The sequence below is a fragment of the Prosthecobacter sp. GW821-HT29F12 genome (genome assembly GCF_058803405.1).
Genome location: NZ_CM179517.1, coordinates 2510725 through 2531783, shown reverse-complemented (window position 1 = coordinate 2531783; position 21059 = coordinate 2510725). Strand labels below are relative to the sequence as shown.

At 61.4% G+C, this 21059-nt stretch carries 15 protein-coding genes; 3 read left to right on the top strand and 12 right to left on the bottom strand.

The features are described from left to right. Positions 1–14: 14 nt before the first annotated feature. From AC3RLQ_RS10445 to AC3RLQ_RS10430, 4 genes are all read right to left on the bottom strand, one after another. Entirely contained in the window at positions 15–686 is a 672-nt protein-coding gene (locus AC3RLQ_RS10445) for an REP-associated tyrosine transposase (RefSeq protein WP_493036803.1), read from the bottom strand. Positions 687–1128: 442 nt separating this feature from the next. Next, complete coding sequence (locus AC3RLQ_RS10440; protein WP_493036801.1) at positions 1129–2556, bottom strand: CBM96 family carbohydrate-binding protein; 1428 nt, start codon at positions 2554–2556, stop codon at positions 1129–1131. Beyond that, positions 2553–3083 carry a sigma-70 family RNA polymerase sigma factor gene (locus tag AC3RLQ_RS10435; protein WP_493036799.1) on the bottom strand — a complete coding sequence of 177 codons (531 nt, stop codon included), beginning with the start codon at positions 3081–3083 and terminating at the stop codon, positions 2553–2555. Before AC3RLQ_RS10435 ends, AC3RLQ_RS10440 begins: the two co-directional genes overlap by 4 nt. 167 nt (positions 3084–3250) lie before the next feature. Beyond that, positions 3251–4183, bottom strand: a complete 933-nt coding sequence (locus tag AC3RLQ_RS10430; RefSeq protein ID WP_493036797.1) for a TlpA family protein disulfide reductase — start codon at positions 4181–4183, stop codon at positions 3251–3253. Between the two features lie 110 nt (positions 4184–4293). Here AC3RLQ_RS10430 and AC3RLQ_RS10425 point away from each other — a divergent pair, with 110 nt between their 5' ends. Beyond that, positions 4294–5751 (top strand): 3-keto-disaccharide hydrolase, encoded by a 1458-nt coding sequence (locus AC3RLQ_RS10425; RefSeq protein WP_493036795.1) that lies wholly within the window; start codon positions 4294–4296, stop codon positions 5749–5751. A 291-nt stretch (positions 5752–6042) separates the two neighbouring features. Here AC3RLQ_RS10425 and AC3RLQ_RS10420 read toward each other — a convergent pair whose 3' ends face one another. The 7 genes from AC3RLQ_RS10420 to AC3RLQ_RS10390 all read right to left on the bottom strand — a co-directional run bounded on the left by AC3RLQ_RS10420 (position 6043) and on the right by AC3RLQ_RS10390 (position 16310). After that, positions 6043–7263 carry an IS4 family transposase gene (locus tag AC3RLQ_RS10420; RefSeq protein ID WP_493031625.1) on the bottom strand — a complete coding sequence of 407 codons (1221 nt, stop codon included), beginning with the start codon at positions 7261–7263 and terminating at the stop codon, positions 6043–6045. A 227-nt stretch (positions 7264–7490) separates the two neighbouring features. Continuing rightward, positions 7491–8192, bottom strand: coding sequence for a hypothetical protein (locus AC3RLQ_RS10415; protein WP_493036793.1), 702 nt, complete (start codon positions 8190–8192; stop codon positions 7491–7493). A gap of 142 nt (positions 8193–8334) precedes the next feature. After that, entirely contained in the window at positions 8335–10281 is a 1947-nt protein-coding gene (locus tag AC3RLQ_RS10410) for a DNA topoisomerase IV subunit B (protein ID WP_493036791.1), read from the bottom strand. Positions 10282–10671: 390 nt separating this feature from the next. After that, the gene (locus AC3RLQ_RS10405; RefSeq protein ID WP_493036789.1) at positions 10672–11559 is read right to left on the bottom strand and encodes a sugar phosphate isomerase/epimerase family protein; all 888 of its coding nucleotides are present in this window, start codon (positions 11557–11559) and stop codon (positions 10672–10674) included. A gap of 63 nt (positions 11560–11622) precedes the next feature. Further along, positions 11623–12714: a hypothetical protein gene (locus AC3RLQ_RS10400; protein WP_493036787.1), complete on the bottom strand. Its 1092-nt coding sequence runs from the start codon at positions 12712–12714 to the stop codon at positions 11623–11625. Positions 12715–13151: 437 nt separating this feature from the next. Continuing rightward, positions 13152–14993, bottom strand: coding sequence for a GreA/GreB family elongation factor (locus tag AC3RLQ_RS10395; protein WP_493036785.1), 1842 nt, complete (start codon positions 14991–14993; stop codon positions 13152–13154). A 75-nt stretch (positions 14994–15068) separates the two neighbouring features. Continuing rightward, positions 15069–16310, bottom strand: a complete 1242-nt coding sequence (locus AC3RLQ_RS10390; RefSeq protein ID WP_493036783.1) for a class I SAM-dependent rRNA methyltransferase — start codon at positions 16308–16310, stop codon at positions 15069–15071. Positions 16311–16503: 193 nt separating this feature from the next. Here AC3RLQ_RS10390 and AC3RLQ_RS10385 point away from each other — a divergent pair, with 193 nt between their 5' ends. Further along, a complete protein-coding gene (locus AC3RLQ_RS10385; RefSeq protein ID WP_493036781.1) occupies positions 16504–18690 on the top strand; it encodes an AMP-binding protein in 2187 nt (728 codons plus the stop codon). Positions 18691–18802: 112 nt separating this feature from the next. Here AC3RLQ_RS10385 and queA read toward each other — a convergent pair whose 3' ends face one another. Next, a complete protein-coding gene (queA, locus tag AC3RLQ_RS10380) occupies positions 18803–19783 on the bottom strand; it encodes a tRNA preQ1(34) S-adenosylmethionine ribosyltransferase-isomerase QueA (protein WP_493036779.1) in 981 nt (326 codons plus the stop codon). Positions 19784–19920: 137 nt separating this feature from the next. Here queA and AC3RLQ_RS10375 point away from each other — a divergent pair, with 137 nt between their 5' ends. After that, positions 19921–21048 carry a Gfo/Idh/MocA family protein gene (locus AC3RLQ_RS10375; protein WP_493036777.1) on the top strand — a complete coding sequence of 376 codons (1128 nt, stop codon included), beginning with the start codon at positions 19921–19923 and terminating at the stop codon, positions 21046–21048. The last annotated feature ends 11 nt before the right edge of the window (positions 21049–21059 follow it).

The window sequence follows — 21059 nt, the reverse complement described above, 5'->3', positions numbered from 1 at the left end:
CCGGGGGGCAGGGCTCAGTCAGCGGGACGTACAAAGGTCCAGGGCCACTCCTTCCATGCAGTCACCAGACCGGCTTTGACGGGGTTGTTCCGGATGTAACGGATCGTGCGCGCTTCGTGGTCGGGATCGCGCATGTAGGTGTCCCAGTAATCGGCCTGCCAGAACGGACCGCCATTTCCCAGCAGCTTGTTCGCGTGGGTCGCGGTGAATTGCTTCCAACTCTTCAGGATCTCTGCCATGGAGACCTCACCGACTTCAAACAGCACGTGCACATGATTCGGCATGAGGGTCCATGCGAGGAGCCTGTAACGCGTGCCGTCAAACTTCCGCAAGGCATCGGCGACGAGCCGGGCAATGCGTTCATCCCGCAGGTGGCACACACCGCGGCCTTGATCGAGCCAGGCTTCAAGCTGCAGGCGGCGCTCGCGATGGTCTTCGATCTTCAGCAGTCCTTCCCACTCCTCCCGCAGCTCAGCCGGGAAGCTGTCGGCCAACCGAAATGTCACGAACTGCGTCAGTCCCGGTTCATCGCGGTGCGGGACGTAGCCACGCTCGTTCCACCCCTGAAAACCCGCGAGCTGTTCCTCCTTCGTCGGGGGCGACATCTCACGTTGTCTCTTGACCACTCGGCGAATCTCCGGCCGGTGCGGCGGCCCAAGACGCGGCAGGCGAGGGTCTTCATTCATGAAACGAGGAAACAAAAGCTGACGCGACATGCAACTGAAAACCGGAGCGCGGACCTCCGAGTCCGCAGCACTCCGCAGACAATGGGCGCGCCGTTTTTACCCAATCGGTAGGGAGAAGCCGTGTAAGCCCACGACTTTCATCTACTTCGGCGCTCTTCTAGCACTCACCAGCTATGAGGGGTTGAGCTAAGCGGAGCATTCATTGCTGGCGGAGTGCTGCGGGCTCGGAGGCCCGCGCTCCATGGGCGCTGCGTATTCGCGGAGCATTCATTGCTGGCGGAGTGCTGCGGGCTCGGAGGCCCGCGCTCCATGGGCGCTGCGTGTTCGCGGAGCATCCATCGCTGGCGGCGTGCTGCGGGCTCGGAGGCCCGCGCTCCATAGGCGGTGGTGCTCGCGGGGCGCTTGTTGCTCGCGGAGCGCCGTTTGCGCTGGGCTGGCTGCCTCACCGCAGCTTCACGCGCAGCATCGGCGCGGAGCGGGTGCCGTTCTCCTTGGTGGCGAAGGCGTGAACGAGGCCGCTTTCCTGGTCTTCGTTGGTCTCGCGGCAGATGATCAGGGTGGCGATCTGGTTGGTGTCGGCGCTGAGGAAATCGGCGAGGTCTTTGCCGCGCAGTTTGCGGGTGCCGCGATTGATGCCCTGGGCGATCTCGAATTTGCCGAGGAGTTTGACTTTAGCGGCCACTGGGAGATGGCGCTCGGGCTGGGCGGGATCGTGGGCGGGGGCTTGCTGCCAGGTCAGACCGGCTTCTTCCCAGGCGTCGGCGCTTTCATCCAGCACGCCGTAAACGGCGAAGGTGCTGTCCGGCACGAAGCTGGCGAAGCCGAGTTCGCTGGGCTCGATGGTGAGCACGAGCTCCGCGTCCTCGATGGTGCGGCCGCTGAACTTGCTGAGGTCAAAGGCGATGTAGCCTTTGCGGTTGAGATCGGGCTTGGTGTCCTTGCCGCGCTTCACGCGGAAGAAGGGGTGCGTGCCGAAGTCGTGCGGTGCTTTGTCGGATGACTGGATGTAGCTGTCTTTGCCACGGCCAAACGCCGTGGTGACGGCCTGCCAGCCGTCTCCGGCATCCATGACGATGGAGGGCTGCCAGCGGCTGGGCTCGGCATCGGCGTCATCGCCGGCGGAGGGGTGCATCTGCTTCTGCGACCAGCCACGGTCCACGCGCTGGCCTTTTTCCAGCTTCCTGGTGGCGGCACCGGTTTTGTCGTCCACCTCCACGAGGCCTTCCATCACTTGCACAAGATACTTGCCGTCCTCTCCGGCGCTGAGGCCGAACTTCGTGCCCCAGTCGATGACTTTGGCGTCCTTGGTGTCGATGCTGAAACCTTTGGCCTGAGGCGGGACTTCCGCCACCAGCGTGCCACGGCGCAGCTTGCAGTTCATGCCGTCCAGCACTTCCACGGTGGCTGGGGCCTCCAGCACCAGCTCCGCGCCGCTGTCAAAGCGCAGCACGGCCAGGCCTTCGATCAAATCCAGCATCCCGGGCTTCAAACGTGCGCCCTCCACCGTAGGCAGGCTGCTGCCGGCCCACTGGCACTGCTGTGCGCGGATCAGCGTGGCCACCGTGCCATCGCGCGTGCCGTTCAGCCAGAAGATGCCAAAGGTGATGCAGGCGGCTGCTGCTGCGGTGATGGCATGACGCCACCACACCGGCCTGGCGGTCACGCGTTCTGCGGGAGCGGCCTGCTGGGTGTGCCAGGAGTCGTCAAAGCAGAGTTCGGCACGCTGGTGCAAGGCTTTGGCAAAGAAGGTGCGCGCCTCTGCATTTTCACGCAGTTCGGTCTCCAGCGCGGCCACCTCGGCGGCGCTGAGTTTTTCATCGGCGTAGCGCTCGGAGAGTTCCAGCAGTCTGAATTGATCGGCAGGCTTCATGATTCGGCTCCTTCCAGTTGCAGTTCTTTTTCCACGCAGGTCATGAGACTCATGCGGATGCGGCTCAGGGCGCGATACACTGCGCCCACCGTGCTGCGGATGCGCTCGGCCACGCCATCGATCTCCAGGTCTTCGTAGTAGCGCAGCGTGACGAGCTGGCGGTGTGCGGCGGGCAGCTTGGCCACGCAAGCGCGCAGGGCATCGCCCCGGCGGTCGCCGCTGTCGCTGAGCTTGGAGACTTCATCGTGCAGCAGCTCCAGCATCTCATCGCTGAGGGGCGTGGCCTCGCGCTTTTTCTGGCGGCGATGCGTGAGCACCTGGTGAAAGGCGGTCTTGCGCGCCCAGGCCAGGAAGTTGGTGCCGCTCTCGTACTGATCAAAGCAGCGCCACAGGATCATCTTCGTCTGCTGCAGGATGTCGTCCGCGTCATGCGGGGCGGGCACCATGCTGTGAACGTACACGCCCAGGGCACGATCATGGCTCGTGAGCAGTTCGAGGAATTCCTGGGTGCGGTCGGGGGAGGACATGGCGATACCAGTACGAGGCGGCGGCGTGGGAAATTTGGACAGGATATTTGCGAAGGGGGCGGGGGAAAGCGACAATGAGACAGTCAGACAATGAGACGGGACACGCGTTTGCGAGTCTGCTGGTCTGATTGTCTCTCAGTCTGATTGTCTGATAGTCCCTGCCACTCTCAATGCGCGGGCGCTTCGATCGTCGCATCCAGCTTCTTCAGTGCCACCCACAGGGCCGGGTCTTCCGGATGGCCGTTGAAGAGGACTTTGCCCTCTGGGGAGAGCAGGACCATGCGGGGGATGGTGGCGATGTCGAGGGCCTTGGTGTAGGGGCGCTCAGCGGGCTCGATGAGCCAGGGCATTTTGGCGTTCTGCTCCTGGCGGATGCGTTCGGCGGTGGCCTCGGCGTTTTCATCGTCCTTGTTCACTGCGGCCACGACGATGCCGTGGGAGGCGAGCGCCGCAGCCTTCGTTTTGAGCGCGGGCATCAGGTTCATGCACGGGCCGCACCAGGAGGCCCAGAAGTCCAGCAGCAGGGCCTTCTTGCCGCCCAGCACATCGGTCAGCGTGGTGGCCTCTCCTTCCGAGGTGGTCAGCGGGGCTTTGAGGTCGATGACCAGCGCGGCCATCTTGGCTTCCAGGCGAAACTTTTCCATGGCCTGGATGAAGACCGGCGCCTGCTGCGGGCTGAGCCAGATGGCTTCGAGGATGTTCGCTTTGAAACCGGCGGCATCCTTGGCCTCGCCTGCCTTCAGGGCCTTGATGTAGGCGACGAAGGATTGGATGGCTTCGACGTTTGGCAGTGCGGCGGCACCGGCCGGATCAAAACTGCCGGCGAGGATTTCCACTTCCGGCAGGATCTTGACGAGGAAGGGCGTGTTTTGATGCCGCAGGCCCCAGACGAGCTTGGCCTCGATGATCTGCTGGCGCAGCACCCCGGCTTTGTTGGCCTCTTTGGCGAGCTTCTGCAGGTCTTCCTCGGTCGTGTCCTGGGCAAAGAGCCGCTTCACCAGCGCCTGGGCATCGGCCGCAGCCTCCTGGGTGGCAGGGGCCTGGGCCTGCAGGGAGAGCTGGGCGCAGCAGAAGAGAAAAACACAAAGGGCGGGTTTCATGGCTTTGGAAGCGTCCCGATTTTTGTGACCAATGTCGAGCAGAAAGTGACCATCCTCGGGAGGAATGAAAGATGCCTCTCGCAGGGTGCGACTCCTGTGTCTCTTCATCCATGAAACTCACACTGACCCTGACACTCCTCCTCGCCACAGCCGCGTTTTGCCGCGCTGCGGACAACACCCCGCCGAAAGGTTTTACCGCACTCTTCAACGGCAAGGACCTTTCCGGATGGTATGGCTGGGGCACCCAGGACCCGAACGACCTCTGGAAGATGACGCCGGAGGAGCAGGCTGCGTACAAGAAGAAATCCATCGAGGGCGGCCTCGTGGATGCCAAGGGCAATGACAAGGGCGACCACGTCAATGCCCACTGGAAAGTGGAGGACGGCCAGCTCGTCAATGACGGCAAAGGTTTGTACCTCACCACCGACAAGGACTACGGCGACTTTGAGCTCATGGTGGACTACAAGATGCTCCCCCTCGGCGACAGCGGCATCTACCTGCGCGGCATCCCCCAGGTGCAGATCTGGGACTTCACGGAGAAGGACGAAAAAGCCGTCGCGCTGGGCAAGCCCTTCGGTTCCGGCGGTCTTTGGAACAACAAGAGCCCTGAGGGCAAGAACCCCCTGAAGCTCATGGACAAGCCCCTGGGCGAATGGAACACCTTCCTCATCAAGATGATCGGCGAGCGCGTGACCGTGACCTTCAACGGCGAAGTCGTCGTGAAGAACGCCGTGCTGGAAAACTTCTTCGCCAACAAGAAGGCAGGCTACCTCGCCTACGGCAAGAAGGACGCCAAGAAAGCTGAAGGCGACGCCGCCAAGCCCGCAGAGAAAGTGCCCAACGGCTGGTTCCCAGATCCCGCCTTTGCCAAAGGCCCCATCCAGCTCCAGACCCACGGCAGCGAAATCCGCTGGAAGAACGTTTACATCCGCGAGATCTCCGCTGAAGAAGCCAACAAGGAACTCGAAGGCAACTGGGCCGAGGAAGGCTTCAAGGAATACATCAACGGCAAGGACCTCAGCAACTGGCAGGGTGCCGTGGACAGCTACGAAGTGGTGGACGGCGCGATCACCTGCAAGCCCGGCAAAGGCGGCGATCTGCTGACCAAGGATGAATTTGAAAACGGCACCATCCGCGTGGAATTCAAGCTCCCACCTGCTGGCAACAACGGCATCGCCCTGCGCACCCCGCTGGGTGGTCACTCCGCTTCCGACGGCCTTGAGCTCCAGGTCATCGACAGCGACGGCTACAACGCCAAGCAGGCCGCCGCCGGCAAGAAGGGCCTGGAGCCCTATCAGTATCACGGCTCCCTCTACCACTGCGCCGGTGCCAAGCACGGCTACCTCCGCCCCGTGGGTGAGTGGAACTTCCAGGAAATCCAGGTCGATGGCCAGAAGATCAAAGTCATCCTCAACGGCACCAAGATCCTCGACGTGGACATCGACAAGCTCGACCGCACCCAGATCGCCCACCCGCCGAAGGGCCTGGACCACACCAAGGGCTTCATCGGCTTCGCCGGGCACAGCGATCCCGTGGTGTTCCGGAGTTTTAAGGTGAAGGCGAAGTAAAGAGCAGCAGAGATCCCGAGAGTTTAGTTGTTGAAACCCGTCAGGCTGTGAGGTCTGGCGGGTTTTTTTGTGCCAGCAGTAGCACGGGCAATCCTGCCCGTGTCGAGCGCTCTCTCTGCGGGCATGATTGCCAGTACTGTTCGGCACGCGGTCTGCTATAGAGGGGTGAATGGAGCCAAGCATTTTTGAATTGAGGCGGCGGTGAAAGGGCCAGGGAGTGGGAGGTGGGCGACATCGTGGCATCCGGGCACGCGCAGCCCTGGCGCGCGCGCGCGCCTGCACTGCCCTTTGCTATGCGGGTTTCCAGTTGCTCAGCGTGCCATGCCGCGGCTTGCGCACCCGGGTGGCGCGCTGCACCTCAAGCCGCAGCGCCTCGGCAAGCTCCTCCTCGCTGGCCGTCTGCATCTGATGAAAGGCCAGCATCTCCAGCATGCGTTTGCTCGGCCGCCGTCCCAGCCTGCGCGTCAGCAGCACCGCGCAGATCAGCGCGGCATAGATCTGGATGGCCACGCCGTTTTCGCTCTCCGCAAACCAGTGCCGGCAGGGCAGCAGGCATTTGAGCCAGCGGAAAAATCCCTCCACCTCCCAGCGCTGCCGGTAGAGTCCGGCGAGCTCCCCGGCGCTGAGCTGTTCTGCCGTTTGATTGCTCACCAGCCATACGGGCTCCTCCATGTCCGGCCGGTCGACGACCACCAGGCGGAACGGGCCGCGCCTGCACAGGGCCCTCTCCCCGAGCATGACGCGCTCATCCCGGCAGACGCCGGCCTCAATGTCGCGCTGGCTTAGCGGCAGCTCCTGGAGCGTCTCCACCTTGACATGGTTCTGGCGCAGGCGCATGAGAAAGCCGCACCCGGCGCTCTCGAGCTCCTCGAGGTAGCGGTAGTTCATGCCGTAGTTGCGGTCGCCGATGTAGAACTCCCCGGCCTTGAGCTGCTGGCGCAGGGCTTTGCGCTCGCACAAAACCCCGTTGGAGGGCAGGCCGCCGGCAGGCAGGCCGTCGGCCAGGCGGTATTTGATGTGCAGGCGCACGGCGCGCTGGTCCTTGTACTGGCTGCGCCAGGTGGCCCAGTCCATGCGCGGGAGCACATACCACAAGGTGCTGTCGACCACGCGCAGCGCGGCGAGGTCCACGCCGCCGGGACCGGGCTGCGGGGGAAGGTCCGCCACCAGGCGCTCCAGCACGGCCTGGAGCAGCCGCGCATCAAAGAGGCTCTGCGCCTCCGAGAAGCTGCCCAGGCTTGCGGGCAGGGTGCCCAGGGAGCGTTGCGTGCGCTGCAGCCTGCTGGCCTGGCAGAGCCCGCGCATGGAGGTGATGACCGGGTTGAACAGGCCGAGCAAAAACAGCGAGAAGTAATCGCGCTGGTGGAGGGTGCGCCGCGGGTCGTGCTCGCTGCGGTGGGGCTGATGCAGCGGGCTGACCTCGTCGAGCACACGCTGGAACTGCTCGATGAGCTTCCAGTGCCGCAGCTGGGCGGCTTCAATCTTGGGGGCTGGGACTCGGGCTGCAGCCATCAGCAACTTCATGCCACCCTTCGCCCAAACGTACAGCAACGTTTTTGTCACATCACTCCACCTCAAACCCTGTGCCGAACACTATTGGCAGGATTGCCCGTGCTACTTGTGGTGTGTCGCACGCCCAGCGTGGAGTGGTCCGCACATTCCATGTGCGGTGCCTGGTGGTCTGGCGGCTCAAGGACGCAAGAAGTCCTGCCGGGATATCTTTCGTGTGTTCGCCGGGCTCACGCGTTACGTTGCAGCAGTCTTTTGATCCGTTTGAACAATCCGGGGCTGGCTTGGTGAAGACGCTCTTCGATCCGACGCACCAAGGACTTGGCTTCTTCGTAGTCCAGAGGTTCGGCTGAGCCTGTCACGTAGATTCCATTGTTTAGCACGGAAATCTTGTGGACGACCGGTTGCAGTGCTGTCATTGCCGCCTCGAGGGAGATTTTGTATTTTAGCTGAAGCGGCCACTCATCCATGAAGAAGACAGGATAGAGTTCGCAACCTGAAGCACGTGGTCCACCCACTTTAATGATGCCTTCACTGCTGATGATTGGATCTTCGAATCTCTGATCCCCCACGGTGACGAGGTAGGGATTCATGCCGCCGATCAATGCCGGGAGGAAGTCTTCGAGGATGTCTTTGCCAAAGCTGGCGTCAGGAGTGAACTTAATATTAAGCGAGTCAGCTCCCGGGAAGGGGCTGCCGCCGGTCTCTGGTCTGAATCGATAAACGATGTGGCCCTCCATTCCACGGGGAAGGAAACTGGCAAGATTGCAGAAGGCAGTGAGATTTCCGCCTTTAATTTTTGGTGCCGCTGGAATGGCTCTGCCCTGGCATAGTTTCGAGTGGTTTTGCAGATGTTGGAATATCCGGGCGTGAACAGTGGCAATACCCTCATCCGCGAACGCTTCGGCACTGGCTCGGATGTTATATTTCATCAGATGTGCCTAGAATGCCCCTCATGAGCCGCATCTCAACTGCAGTGCACTGTTTTTCGTGGCTCATTTTGCTCCCAAGTGCGGCAGGGCAGGTGCTTCACGGAGTCGTGGGATCCAGTTGCGGCGCAACTGGGCAACTTTGCTACGCCGCCTCCGCAAGTGCCGCAGGCACCGCGTCCTTGAACTCCAGCTCCTCCTCGATGCGCAGGTTTTCCACGATGTAGGCCTGGCGTTCGGGGGTGTTTTTACCCATGTAGAAAGAGAGCATCTCCTTCACGCTGCGGTGCTCGGAGGGGATGGGTTTGCCTTCGGCATCGACTTCGTGGTCGCGCACCTTCACGGGCTCCAGACGCATGTGGGGGCCGATGAAATGCTTGAACTCATCCGGGCTGATTTCACCGAGGCCCTTGAAGCGGGTGATCTCGGCGGTCTTGCCGCAGCGGTGGATGGCGCGCTGGCGCTCGTCGTCGCTGTAGCAGTAGTAGGTTTCCTTTTTGTTGCGCACGCGGAAGAGCGGGGTCTGCAGGATGTAGAGGTGGCCTTTGCGCACGAGCTCGGGGAAGAACTGCAGGAAATACGTGATCATCAGCAGGCGGATGTGCATGCCGTCCACGTCGGCATCGGTGGCGAGCACGACGCGGTTGAAGCGGAGTTCTTCGAGGTCTTCCTCAATCTGCAAGGCGTTGGCGAGAAGATAGAACTCCTCGTTTTCATACACGATCTTGCGGGTGAGGCCGAAGCAGTTGAGCGGCTTGCCGCGCAGGCTGAAGACGGCCTGCGTCTCCACATCGCGGCTCTTGGTGATGCTGCCGGAGGCGCTGTCGCCTTCGGTGATGAAGAGGGTGCTGTCCTCGCGGCGCTTGTCCTTGGTGTCGAAGTGCACACGGCAGTCGCGCAGCTTCTTGTTGCAGACCTTGGCCTTGCGGGCGTTTTCACGGGCGGCCTTCTGGATGCCGCTGATCTCTTTGCGCTCGCGTTCGTTGGAGTTGATCTTTTCCTGCAGCGACTTGGCGATGTCGGCGTGCTTGTGGAGGAAGTTGTCGAGCTGGGCGGTGATGACGCTGGTGATGTGACCGCGCAGATTCCGCCCGTTCGTTTCCATGTGGGTGGAGCCGAGCTTGGTCTTGGTCTGGGACTCGAAGATGGGCTCCTGCACCTTCACGCTGACGGCGGCGATGAGGCTGCCGCGCACGTCGGCGGGATCGAACTGCTTTTTATAAAACTCGCGGCACTCCTGCACGATGGCTTCGCGGAAGGCGGCGAGGTGGGTGCCGCCCTGTGTGGTGTGCTGGCCGTTGACGAAGCTGTAGTACTCCTCGCCGTAGCCGGTGCCGTGGGTGAAGGCGACTTCCACGTCCTTGCCCTCCAGGTGGATGATGGGGTACTGCGGCTCTTCGGTGAGCTTGGCGCGGATGAGGTCCATCAGGCCGTCCTTGGACTTGAACTTCTCCTCGCCCGATGGCGTGCGCAGCAGCAGTGTGAGGCCGGGATTGAGCCAGGCGTAGAAGCGCAGCATTTCGCGCACGAAGTCGAGGCGGTAATGCGTGTCTTCCGCGAAGCTCTCCGCATCCGCGCGGAAGGCGATGCGCGTGCCGTTCGGCTCGCTGCAGGGCGTGGGTTTGCCCATGTCATAAACGACGATGCCCTGGCTGAACTCGATGGAGCGGGTCTGGTTTTCGCGGATGGCCTGGATCTCAAAGAACTCGGACAGGGCGTTCACCGCCTTGATGCCGACGCCGTTCAGACCGACGGAGCGCTTGAAGACTTCGCTGTCGTATTTGGCACCGGTGTTGATCTGTGCGGCGCATTCCAAAAGCTTGCCCAGCGGGATGCCACGGCCGTAGTCGCGCACATTGACGGTCTGGTCCTCCGCGATGGTGATCTCGATGGTGTTGCCGTAGCCCATGACGTGTTCGTCGATGCAGTTGTCCAGCACCTCCTTGAGCAGGACGTAGATGCCGTCCTCGGGCAGGGAGCCGTCTCCCAGCTTGCCGATGTACATGCCGGGGCGCAGACGGATGTGCTCGCGCCAGTCGAGGGACTTGATGGAATCTTCAGTGTAACCGTGTGCAGGAGCGGGGGTGGCCATGAGAGGGAAATGACAAATGACGAAATCTGAATGACGAATGAGGGAGCCGAACCCAGGGGATCAGCGACTCAGGGTCGATTGGAACGCTGTGAGATGGCAGAAAGGGGCGGGGGTGTCAAGGGGGTGTACTGGTCGTACGAGTAGGGCGGGGCGGGGGATGAGGGATTTATGATTTACGATTGATGATTTGGGGAATGGGGGTGTGACAAGGCGCAGCGCAGGCTCTGGCGTAGGGGGATCGTCCCGATCCCCCATCTGAGGCGGCGATGGCTGCGGCGTGACCGAAGAAGATAGCCGCGTCTATTCGGCGCGGAATCTAGGGCGTGAGCGGAGCGTGGAGGGATCGGGACGATCCCTCTCCGCCGGAGTGCTGGGATTTCTGCGCGCTTCTCAATCCTTCACCGATTTGCGCGCCTCGGTCACGAGGTTCATGAAGAGCTCACGCTGTTCCGCCAGAGCGGCGACGCGGTCTCCCGCTGGCAGCTTGTGGGCTTCGAGGCAGACGTGGCCCTGATAATCGGCTTCCACGAGCAGCTTGGCGAGCTGGTCGAGCGGGTAGGTGCTCTGATTCACACCCCGGATGTGGACGGTGTGGCCCAGGCGGTCTTTGACGAGGGCAAAGTTGGCCGCGAGGCCGGCGCCGATGAGATCGGTGTCATTCGAGTTCCAGCAGACGCGCACATTGTCGCGGTCGGCGGCGTCCATGATGGTCTTGATGTGGGGCAGTTCGGAGGTGTCCTTGCCGTGAACCTCCAGCCGGATTTCCTGGCCAAAGCCTACGGCGTAGTCGCCCAGCTCCGCCAGCGCCTTGCCGATCTGCGCGAGCGTTTTCTCCACGGGCACGTCCTTGGGGAGGCCGTTGGGCTTCACTTTGACACCGCTGGCGCCGAGGTCGTGGCTGAGCTTGATGTACTGCTTGGCCCCTTCGATGTTCTTCTTCAGCTCGTCCTCCTTGGGGGAGTGAAATTCAAAATTGGTGCCCATGCCCAGGAGGTCCACCGGGGAGTCTTCAAACTGCTTCCGTACTGCGGCGCGCTGCTCGGGGGTGAGATCGGTGCTGACCTTGTGCGCATGCTCGATCCGCAGCTCCACGGCCAGCACCTTGGCGGCGTCGCAGTTTTTGAGCAGGGTGGGCAGATCCCAGTCGGCACCCCACATGTAGGTGACGAGGCCAAACTGGATGTTTTCGCCCTTGTAGGAAAGCTTGGCGTCGGCGGCGAAGGCTGCGGCGGCACTGGTGCCGAGGACGGTGTGGAGAAAGTGACGGCGGGAGGACATGGTGGTGGGTGTAAACGCCTGCCACCGGCGGCTCATTGCAGCCGCCTGTCAAAACCTGCGGCCTCAGCGCACTTCGTCCGCCGCCTTTTTCTCAGCGGCGATGTCCTTGCGGCGGAATCCCTGGACGCGTCCTTCACCCTTGTAGAGGTAGATTTTTTTGACGTCCTCCAGCCGCATGATCACCCATGGGGAGAGGATGTTTCGTCCGTTCTTGGTATAGACGAGGTTGTCCGCCAGATGCACGCAGGAGTGAAAGGCGTCGCCGGTGGTGTTGTCGAGAAAGAAGAGCACGTCGGCGAACTGGTAAGGAGGCTCCACCGGGGTGAACTGCTCCAGCACCTGGCTGGTGGCCAGCCGGGCGTCCAACAGGTACTCATGAGGCTCGTAGTTGAAAAAATTGAGCGAAGTCCAGTGGCAGTCAGGCATGACGCCATGCTTGGCCATGTCCAGGCCGGGATAGGTGTAGAGCAGCTTGCGGGCGAGCGCGGGCAGAATGTGAACGAGTCCAAGGTCATCCACACCGTCGAGCTCAATGATGGACCGGACCATGGGCTCCAAATCCTTGCGGCGGAGGCCGGTGCCAAAACTCCAGTATTTGATGATTTCCTCGGCGTTGGAGTGTCGGTCGAGCTTGAGGCGGATCATCAGGGTGCGCGTGCGGGTGCAGGCCTTGAAGATGGACCGGGCCTCGGAATCCGACTGGGCGTAATTCAGCAGGACAGGGATGTCGCTGAAGGCAATGGCGTCACCGCGTGTGTAGCTGAGCTGTTTGATTTTGCTGATGATTTCAGGCCGCAGCTTGCTGCCCTGGTACCATTCCTCCACCGTGGTGCCAATGATCAGGACCGGATCCGCCTGATATTCATTCTCCGGGTACTTCGCCAGTTCTGAGTAAATCGTCGTCCGCGTTTTCGGGGTCATGCCCTCCAGCTCAGCCAGGGGAGGCAGCACGTGCACAAAAGACCCTTCTTTGATCAGATGTTTCGGGTTGAGGAGGGTGGCGATCAACGACTCTGACAGGCCGGCTTTGGTAAAAAAGGCGGGCAGGCTGTAGAGTGAGGAGGCAGGGAAGGTCCAGCGGGGGATCGGGCTTGGCAGAGGAAACTCCTCAATAAGGCTGGCTGGTGCCTCCAGGTAAACGTAGGCGCACTTCATTTGTCCCCATGGCCCGGGCGAGGTGTCGAAAACGGCGGGGCTGGAAGCGGGGGCTGGGGCTGCGGCTGTCGGGGTCTGATTGCTCCCTAAGCCGCTGAGGATGACGCTGAGATTTTCGGCACGGGTGATTTGTGCCTCTGAACCCGCCGGGAGTGACAATCCCGCAATGAACGCAGTCAGAACGGACAGGCTGGCTTGACGAGCTATGAAGATGTTTTCTCGAAGGCTCCTGGAGAGGTAAAAAGAGAGGGAGTCTGGAGGCATTGGGTTGAGGCTTGCATGCAAGCATAGGCTGCTTGCACATCATGGGACAATCCCCATGGCTGGGGGGGATTTGGTAGAATACGTGCCATTGAAATGAAAAAAATCATGCTGAATCCGCAGTCATAAAAAAACTCTCCGCTGGCAACGGAGAGTTTTGTCGAGGCTACCGCTGGTTACGGTTTGAAAGACCGGATGGCGGTGACTTTCACTTTGCGGGTGACGTGGTGGCTGTCAGTGGAGAGCTCCAGTTCGTCGCCGACTGCCTTGCCGATGAGGGCTTTGGCGGATTCCGAAAGGTAGCTGATGATGTTCTTGTCCAGATCGCCATCCCAGGCTCCCAGAATGGTGAAGGTGTCCTTGGCACCGGAAGCGAGGTCTTCGACATCGACGACCGTGCCGATGCCGACTTTGTCCGTAGGCACATTGGCGAAGTCCGTGCCACGGGCGTTGCGCAGTTCGCGTTCCATCTTGCCCTGCATGCGCAGGAGGACGGACTGCTGGTCGCGGGCGGCCTTGTAGCCACCGTTTTCGCGCAAGTCACCTTCGTCACGGGCGATCTGAATCTCCTTCTTGTTCTCCGGGATCTTGACATTGACGAGGTCTTCCAGTTCCTGCTTTTTCTTTTCCAGGCTTTCCCAGGAGACGATCAGGGAGTCGTCTTTGTGGGAGCCGGCGTTCTCGTCCATCATGGCTTCCATTTCAGGGCGCACCTTGATGATGCGGGCCATGAGGGAGCGGCGGGTCAGTTCGTCAAAGAGGGAGCCATTGATCAGGCGCTTGGCCAGCAGGCGGACGTCTTCGTCTTCTGCCTCTGCCACCATCTCGCCGAGGAGAGTCTTGTCATCCGAGAGCAGATCCTGGAGGCGGCCAGTGCGCTTGGGTCCGCCTTCCATGTGATCGCTTTCAATGACGCCGAGGATGGCATGACCGAGATCGATGTCGAAAACGGATTCCGCCAGGCCTTTGCGCTCGCGGGCCATCCAGATCAGCAGATCGGCGGAGAGCATGCGGTTGCGCAGGGATTTCTTCAAGGCATCCGCCAGCACGTCGAGTTCGTCGTTGGCATCCAGCACGGTGGCGATTTCAGCCACGGCGCGGCCACCGGTCTTGGTGAGGTGGTGCAGGATCTCAGGCACCCAGCCACGGTTCGGGAAAGCTTCGGGGAAGGCGCGGTAAATGCGGCCGAGAAGGCTGGCGGAGAGTCCCTTGATGGAATCCGCGAGCACTTCCTTCGTCTCGGTGATGAGGTCGGAAATCTTCATGGAGCCCATCGGCGCGGCGGCGCTGAGGCTTTCGAGGAGTTCGTCCCGTGCCAGCAGGAGTTGCAGGCACTCCTTGAGGTTGAGCTTCACGCTCTTGCGGGCGGAGTCGGAGATGTCCTGGAAGACGGGGATGAGCTCGGTCTTCGGATCGGAGAAGAGGTCGATGTCCTTCTGGATGCTGGCCAGAGTGGCGAGCTTGGTCTTCAAATCGCGCGCGGCGAGGAAGGACTTCACCATCTGGGTGCCGGCGTTCTCGGCCTGGTCACGTAGCACCAGCTTTTCAGAACGCTTGGCGGGCACCACCACATGGCGGTGCGTCTTGAGCGCACGCTTCGCGCCTTCCCACCACTTCTTGTAGTCGGCGTCGGAGACGATGCGGCCTTTGAGCAGCTTTTCCAGGTCGTCGAGGTGCAGTGTGTTGCCGCTGCTCTTGAGGGCCAGTTCCACCAGCGCGGGGGGATTCTTCGCCGCCATTTCCTTGAGAGAGTCGAGATCCGCCAGACGACGTGCGAGAAGGTGGTCCGGGGAGATGATGTCCAGCGAGCTGATCGCAAAGGTGAGCTTGAGCGGATGGCCGGGCTTGCCTTCGAAATCGATCAGCAGGCGGTCTCCCAGCAAATCCCATTCAGCGATTCTGCCGACGCCCCAGCTTTTGTGGAGAACGAAAGTTCCGGGTTCAAGTTTGGAAAGTTTCTCGCCGTCAGCAGCAGGGAGCTTGCCTGCGGCCACAATGTTTTGCACCTCTGGATTCATGGGACGCTAAGAGTAAACAGTCAGAATAAGGTAGCAAAGGAAACCTGTAACGATTCATTCACCCTTTTCCCGGGTTTACCACGCGATGCACCACAGCACTTTCAGGTAGCGGCTTTCGGGACAGTTGGACATCACCGGGTGGTCGGCACCAGCTCCGGTGCGGTCAATGATCTGCAGGCGGCGCTTGTTGCGGTGCGCGGCACGCATCACGATTTCCTCAAACTCAGCGACATCCAGCAGGCCGGAGCAGGAGCAGGTGACGAACAGGCCGCCGCGCTTCAGCAGGTTCAAAGCCACGGCGTTCATGTCGTAGTATTTGTTGCGGCCCAGCTGGCCTTCCTCGGGGTCGCGGGAGAAGACGAGCTTCGGCGGATCGAGCACCAATGCATCCCAGAGGGCGCCGTTTTGCTGCATCTGGCGGCCCCAGGTGAAGGTGTCGGCATGCACCCAGTCGATGCGGACCTGGTTCAAATCGGCGTTCTTTTTCGCCTGGGCGATGGCTTTTTCATCGAGATCCACGGCGGTCACGTCTTCGCAGCCCCCGTGGATGCGTGCGCTGAGCGCAAAGCCCCCGGTGTAGCTGCACAGGTCCAGCACGCGCCGTCCGCGGGCCAGGTGGCCGAACTTCAGGCGGTTGTCACGCTGATCGCAGAAGAAACCGGTCTTGTGCCCGTCTTCGAAACCGACCTGATAGCGCACGCCATTTTCGCGAATGCGCACGCCGCGTGGGGCGGGGGCGTCCGCTTCCGGCACCTCCGAGTAGCGCATGCCTTCAATGCGGGCGATGTCCGGATCGACTTCAATGAGATGCTGCTTCGTGCCCAGGGCGGCGTGCAGTTTGGGCAGCCAGCGGGACAGGCGGCGCCACACGCCGAGCGTGGTGACTTCGATGGAAAGCACATCGGCATAGCGATCGACCGTCAGGCCGCTGAGGCCGTCCCCGTCCGAAGAGATCACGCGCCAGGCATCGGTGGTTTCATTGAGGCGGAGGGTCTTCAGGCGCAGGTCCAGCGCGGCATCCACCCGGGCGTCCAGCGCGTCTTCGGTGAGCACCTCATCGCCATGCTGGAGCACCCGCAGGGGCACCTTGGCGTTGGGATTGAAAAAGCCGCTGCCAAAAAGCTGCCCCTCTTTGTCATACACGTTCACCAGATCGCCCGCTTTGGCGTCCGGGGACACGGCGCGGAGCATGTTTGGATACACTGCCGGATGAAACGAAAAGTACTTCATCTGCGCCCAGGGTCGCAGCCAGGACTCGCTGCCGGCAGGGGGCGGAGCGGGAGATTCACGGCGGGGATAACGCGGGGGAGGAGGCATTGGCGGAAGTTGACGGTGGTTGACGATGGCTGAAGGCTCGCTGCGCGGGCGCTGACAGTGGTTTGAAGAACTCTGTTCCACAGCCAACAACCGCAAACAACCGCAAACAACTGCCATCTTCCCCTCCGCCCCTTTTCCCGCTGGCATGCACGTTGCTCCCCGCTTAGGTAAGCCTGCATTCCGCACACCTACCATGGCCTCTGAAAAGCCCGTCACTCTCAAAGACCTCACCATCCTCGGCAAAGAGAACATTCCCTCAGGCGGGGGATTCTTGATCCTGCCCAGCCAGCTGGGTTACTTTGATCTGCTGCGACTCGAACTCGTGCTGGCAGGCCGTGAGGTGATTTATGTGGTGAAAAAGGGCGCCGCCCTGCACCCGCTGCTGCGGGTGCATCTGGAGCGGGAAAGCGTGCACGCCATGGAGTTCACGCCGGGTGAGACCGAGACCTCCGCCTACCGCAGCGCCATGGCTGACGCTGCCAAAAGCGGGGCGGTCATCATCTATCTGCCAGCTGAGGCGGCGACGATGGTCTCCCCCATGACCACCGTGCCGGGCACGAAGCTGGAATTTTTGCTCAAGGCCGGCATCCCCGTGCTGCCGCTGCATGTGCACCGCCGTCAGGACACCGCCCTGCCGATCGAGCGCCGCTACAGCGACGCCGAGGTCATCTTCAATTTTGGCAAAGTGCTGCAAGGGGATGAAACGAACCTCCCCAACTATCAAGAAAGCCTGCTGCTGCTCTCTGAGCAGTGCATCAACGAATGCGCCGCGCTTGATCTCAGCCTCGGCTACGCCTTGATTCTGGGCTTTAAAAAACATGGCACTCGCAACAGCGTGGTGGATGGCAAGGACGAAAAGATCCTGCGGTTCGACAAAGTTTTTGCCACGGCACTCGCGCTGTCAGAGGTCGTGAAGAAGGAGACTAAAAAGGCACGCGTGGGCATCATCCTGCCACCGGGCTTGGGCGGGCTCATCTGCAATGTGGCCGTCGTCATGGCTGGAAAGATTCCGGTGAATCTCAACTTCACCGCCGGACGCGCCGCCATTGAAAGCTCCATCCGCCGTGGCGAGATCGACCGCTTCCTTACGGCGGACATCTTTGTGCGCAAGATGCAGAGCTTCCCCTGGCCGCCGAGCAAACAGCTCATCCTCATCGAGCGCATCCTGCCGAAGATGAAGCTCGCCATCGCCAAGTGGCTGGTGCTTAGCAAGATTCTGCCCGCCGCCGTTCTGGCTGCCATGCTGGGCATCTCCAAAAAGGGCGGGCGCAAAGAGGCGCTGCTGCTCTTCACCAGCGGCAGTTCCGGCGAGCCCAAGGGCGTCGCGCTCACGCATCGCAATCTGGTGGCCAACGTCATGCAGTTCGGCAGCCGTCTCGGCATGCAGAGCAACGACAGCATCCTCGGCTGCCTGCCGCTCTTCCACAGCTTCGGCTGCACCGTCACCCTGTGGTTTCCGATCATCTACGGTCTGCACCTCGTGACTTATCCCTCTCCGCTGGAGGTGAAGAAACTCGCGCAGCTCATCGAGAAATATCGCATCACGCTGATGATCTCCACGCCGACCTTCCTGCGCAGCTACCTGCGCGGCGTGAATCGTGAGTCACTGGCCTCCATCAAGTACTGCGTGACCGGCGCAGAAAAACTCCCCAGCACGGTGGCGGACGCCTTTGAAACCCGCTTTGGCAAACGTGTGCTCGAAGGCTACGGCCTCACCGAAACCTCCCCGGCTTCGAACTTGAACCTGCCAGACCCTGAATCGCTCGGCGATGAGGAAAGCGGCTACTCCTGGCTGCCGAGCCATCGGCAGGGTTCCGTGGGTCACGTCGTGCCCGGCATGGCGGTCCGCATCACCAACCCTGAAACCGACCAGCCGATCCCTCTGCATCAGAGCGGCATGATCTGGTTCAAGGGGCCGAATGTTTTCGAAGGCTACCTCAACGATCCGAAACGCAGCGCCGAAGTGCTGAAGGACGGCTGGTTCCGCACGGGCGACATCGGCCGTCTGGATCTCGACGGTTTCCTCTACATCGAAGGCCGCCTGAGCCGCTTCTCCAAGATTGCCGGCGAGATGGTGCCGCATGAAACCGTGGAAGAAGCTCTGGTGAAAGCCATGGGACTCGAAAACGAAACCGTGCGCAAGATCGCCGTCGTCGGCGTCCCCGACATCGACAAAGGCGAGGCCCTCATCCTCCTCACAAGCATGCCCGGCGGCCCCGAGCACCAGGAGATCCTCGACCTCCGCTACCGCCTCCTCGACAAAGGCATGCCGCCTCTCTGGATTCCGAAAAAGATGATCCGCGTCAGCGACATTCCCGTGCTGGCCTCCGGCAAGCTGGATGTGCAGAACTGCGAGAAGATTGCGAAGGCTGGGATGTGAAAGTAGCCCAGTTGCGCCGCAACTGAATTGCTCCGAAGTGAGGCGGGCACTCTTGCCCGCAGCGAGCGTCCTGGGACATTCGGTTGCGGGCAGGAGTGCCCACATCACTGCCTTACACAATCAGCATGCAGTCCCCATAGCTGAAGAATCGGTAGCGTTCGCGTATCGCCTCCTCATAGGCCTGCATCACCAAATCTTTGCCTGCAAAGGCGCTCACCAGCATGATGAGCGTGGACTTCGGCAGGTGGAAATTCGTCAGCAATCCGCCCGCCACGCGGAACTCAAAGCCGGGATGAATGAAGATGTCCGTGCTGCCCTGGGTGGCGATGACTTTTCCATGATCGCGCGCCACCGTCTCCAGTGTGCGCAGAGCGGTGGTGCCCACGGGGATGACGCGCTTGGCAGATTGCACGGCTTCGGCTGTGGCCTCTGAAACCTCATACACCTCCGAGTGCATCTTGTGATCGGCGATGTTCTCCACCTTCACCGGCTGAAACGTGCCGACACCAACGTGCAGTGTCACAAAGGTGTGGGGCAGGGGACTCAGGACATCCGGGGTGAAGTGCAGGCCCGCCGTGGGTGCGGCAATGGAGCCTTCGCTGCGGGCAAACACCGTTTGATAACGCTCACGGTCGGCAGGCTGATCATCGCGGCCCATGTAGTGGGGCAGGGCCAGATGGCCGTGCTTGGACTCATCCACGACGCGGTCGAACTCGATGATGCGGTCGCCATTGTCCTCCATGATCTCGACGACCGTGCCCGTGGCGTCGCCAATCGGCACGGTGTGACCGACGCGAAATTTCTTCCCCGGCTTCACCATGCAGCGCCAGCGCGTGGGAGTCAGCGGGTTCAGCCGCAGCACCTCGTGGCCTTGATTCGTGAAGTAGCGTGCCGGCACCACGCGCGTGTCATTCAGCACCAGCATGTCCCCGGCTTCGCGTGAGATGAACTCGCCGACCTCCCGGAACATCCGGTGCTCAATCCTGCCTTCTTTGCGATGCAGGACCATCATCCGCGACGCCGAACGATCCGCCAGCGGTTCACTGGCGATGAGTTCAGGCGGCAGGTGGTAGTCGAAGTCGGAGGTCAGCATGCGGTGCTCTTCCCTAACTTGAAACTTTGAACCTGAAACCTGAAACTTCGCCTTCCCCGTCCGATTCCTCCCAAACTTTGTCCTTCCCATCTCCCGCCGTTCCCGCCTATAAGAGCCGCGTCATCCTTCCAATCATCATGTCAGACAAAAAGCTCAACATCGCCGTCGTTGGCCTCGGTTTCGGGGCGGAATTCATCCCCATCTGGCAGCGCCACCCGCTGACCACCTGCTACGCCATCTGCCAGCGCGATGAGAAGAAGCTCAAGACCATCGGCGATGCCTTCGGCGTGGACGTGCGCTACACGGATTTCAAGGCGATGCTCAAGGACCCGAACATCGATGCCGTCCACATCAACTCGCCCATTCCTGACCACGGCTGGATGAGCATCGAAGCGCTCAAGGCGGGCAAACACGTCGCCTGCACCGTGCCTATGGCCACCAGCATCGAGGACTGCAAAAAGATCTGCGACCTCGTCAAGAAGACCGGCCTCAAGTACATGATGATGGAGACCGTCGTCTATGCCCGTGAGTACCTGTTCATGAAGGAGCAGCTGGATCAGGGCAAACTGGGCAAGCTGCAGTTTGTGCAGGCCTCCCACCAGCAGGACATGGACGGCTGGCCGAACTACTGGCCCGGCCTGCCGCCGATGTGGTATGCCACGCACTGCGTCGGCCCCGTGGCTGGCATGATCGGCAAGCCTGCCGAATACGTGAGCTGCTTCGGCTCCGGCACCGTGCGTAAAGAGCTGCAGAAGTGCTACGGCTCCCCCTTCGCCGTCGAGACCGCGCACATCAAATTCAAAGGCACCGATGTCAGTGCCCGCATCATCCGCAGCCTGTTTGACACCGCCCGCCAGTATCGCGAAAGCATCGACGTCTATGGCGACAAAGCCTCCATCGAATGGCCGCTCATCGAGCATGAACCCCTCGTCCTGCACCGCGCCAAACTGCCCGAGCACAAGATCCCGAAACTGATCAAGACTCCCGACTTCGCCAAACGCCTACCGAAGCCGATCCAGCGCTTCACGACGAAGGGCGTCTATGATCTTGGCAAGAAGACCCATCTCAGCTTCACCCAGGGCAGCGGCCACGGCGGCAGCCATCCGCATCTCGCCAACGAGTTCGCCAATGCCCTCGCTGAAAAACGCCAGCCCTTCCCGAACGCGGCGCAATCCGCCAACTGGACCTGCGTGGGCCTCTGCGCCCACCAGTCCGCCATGGCCGGCGGCAAGATTGTGAAATTGCCGGCTTTCACCTTGGGTTGATATTGTTGGCC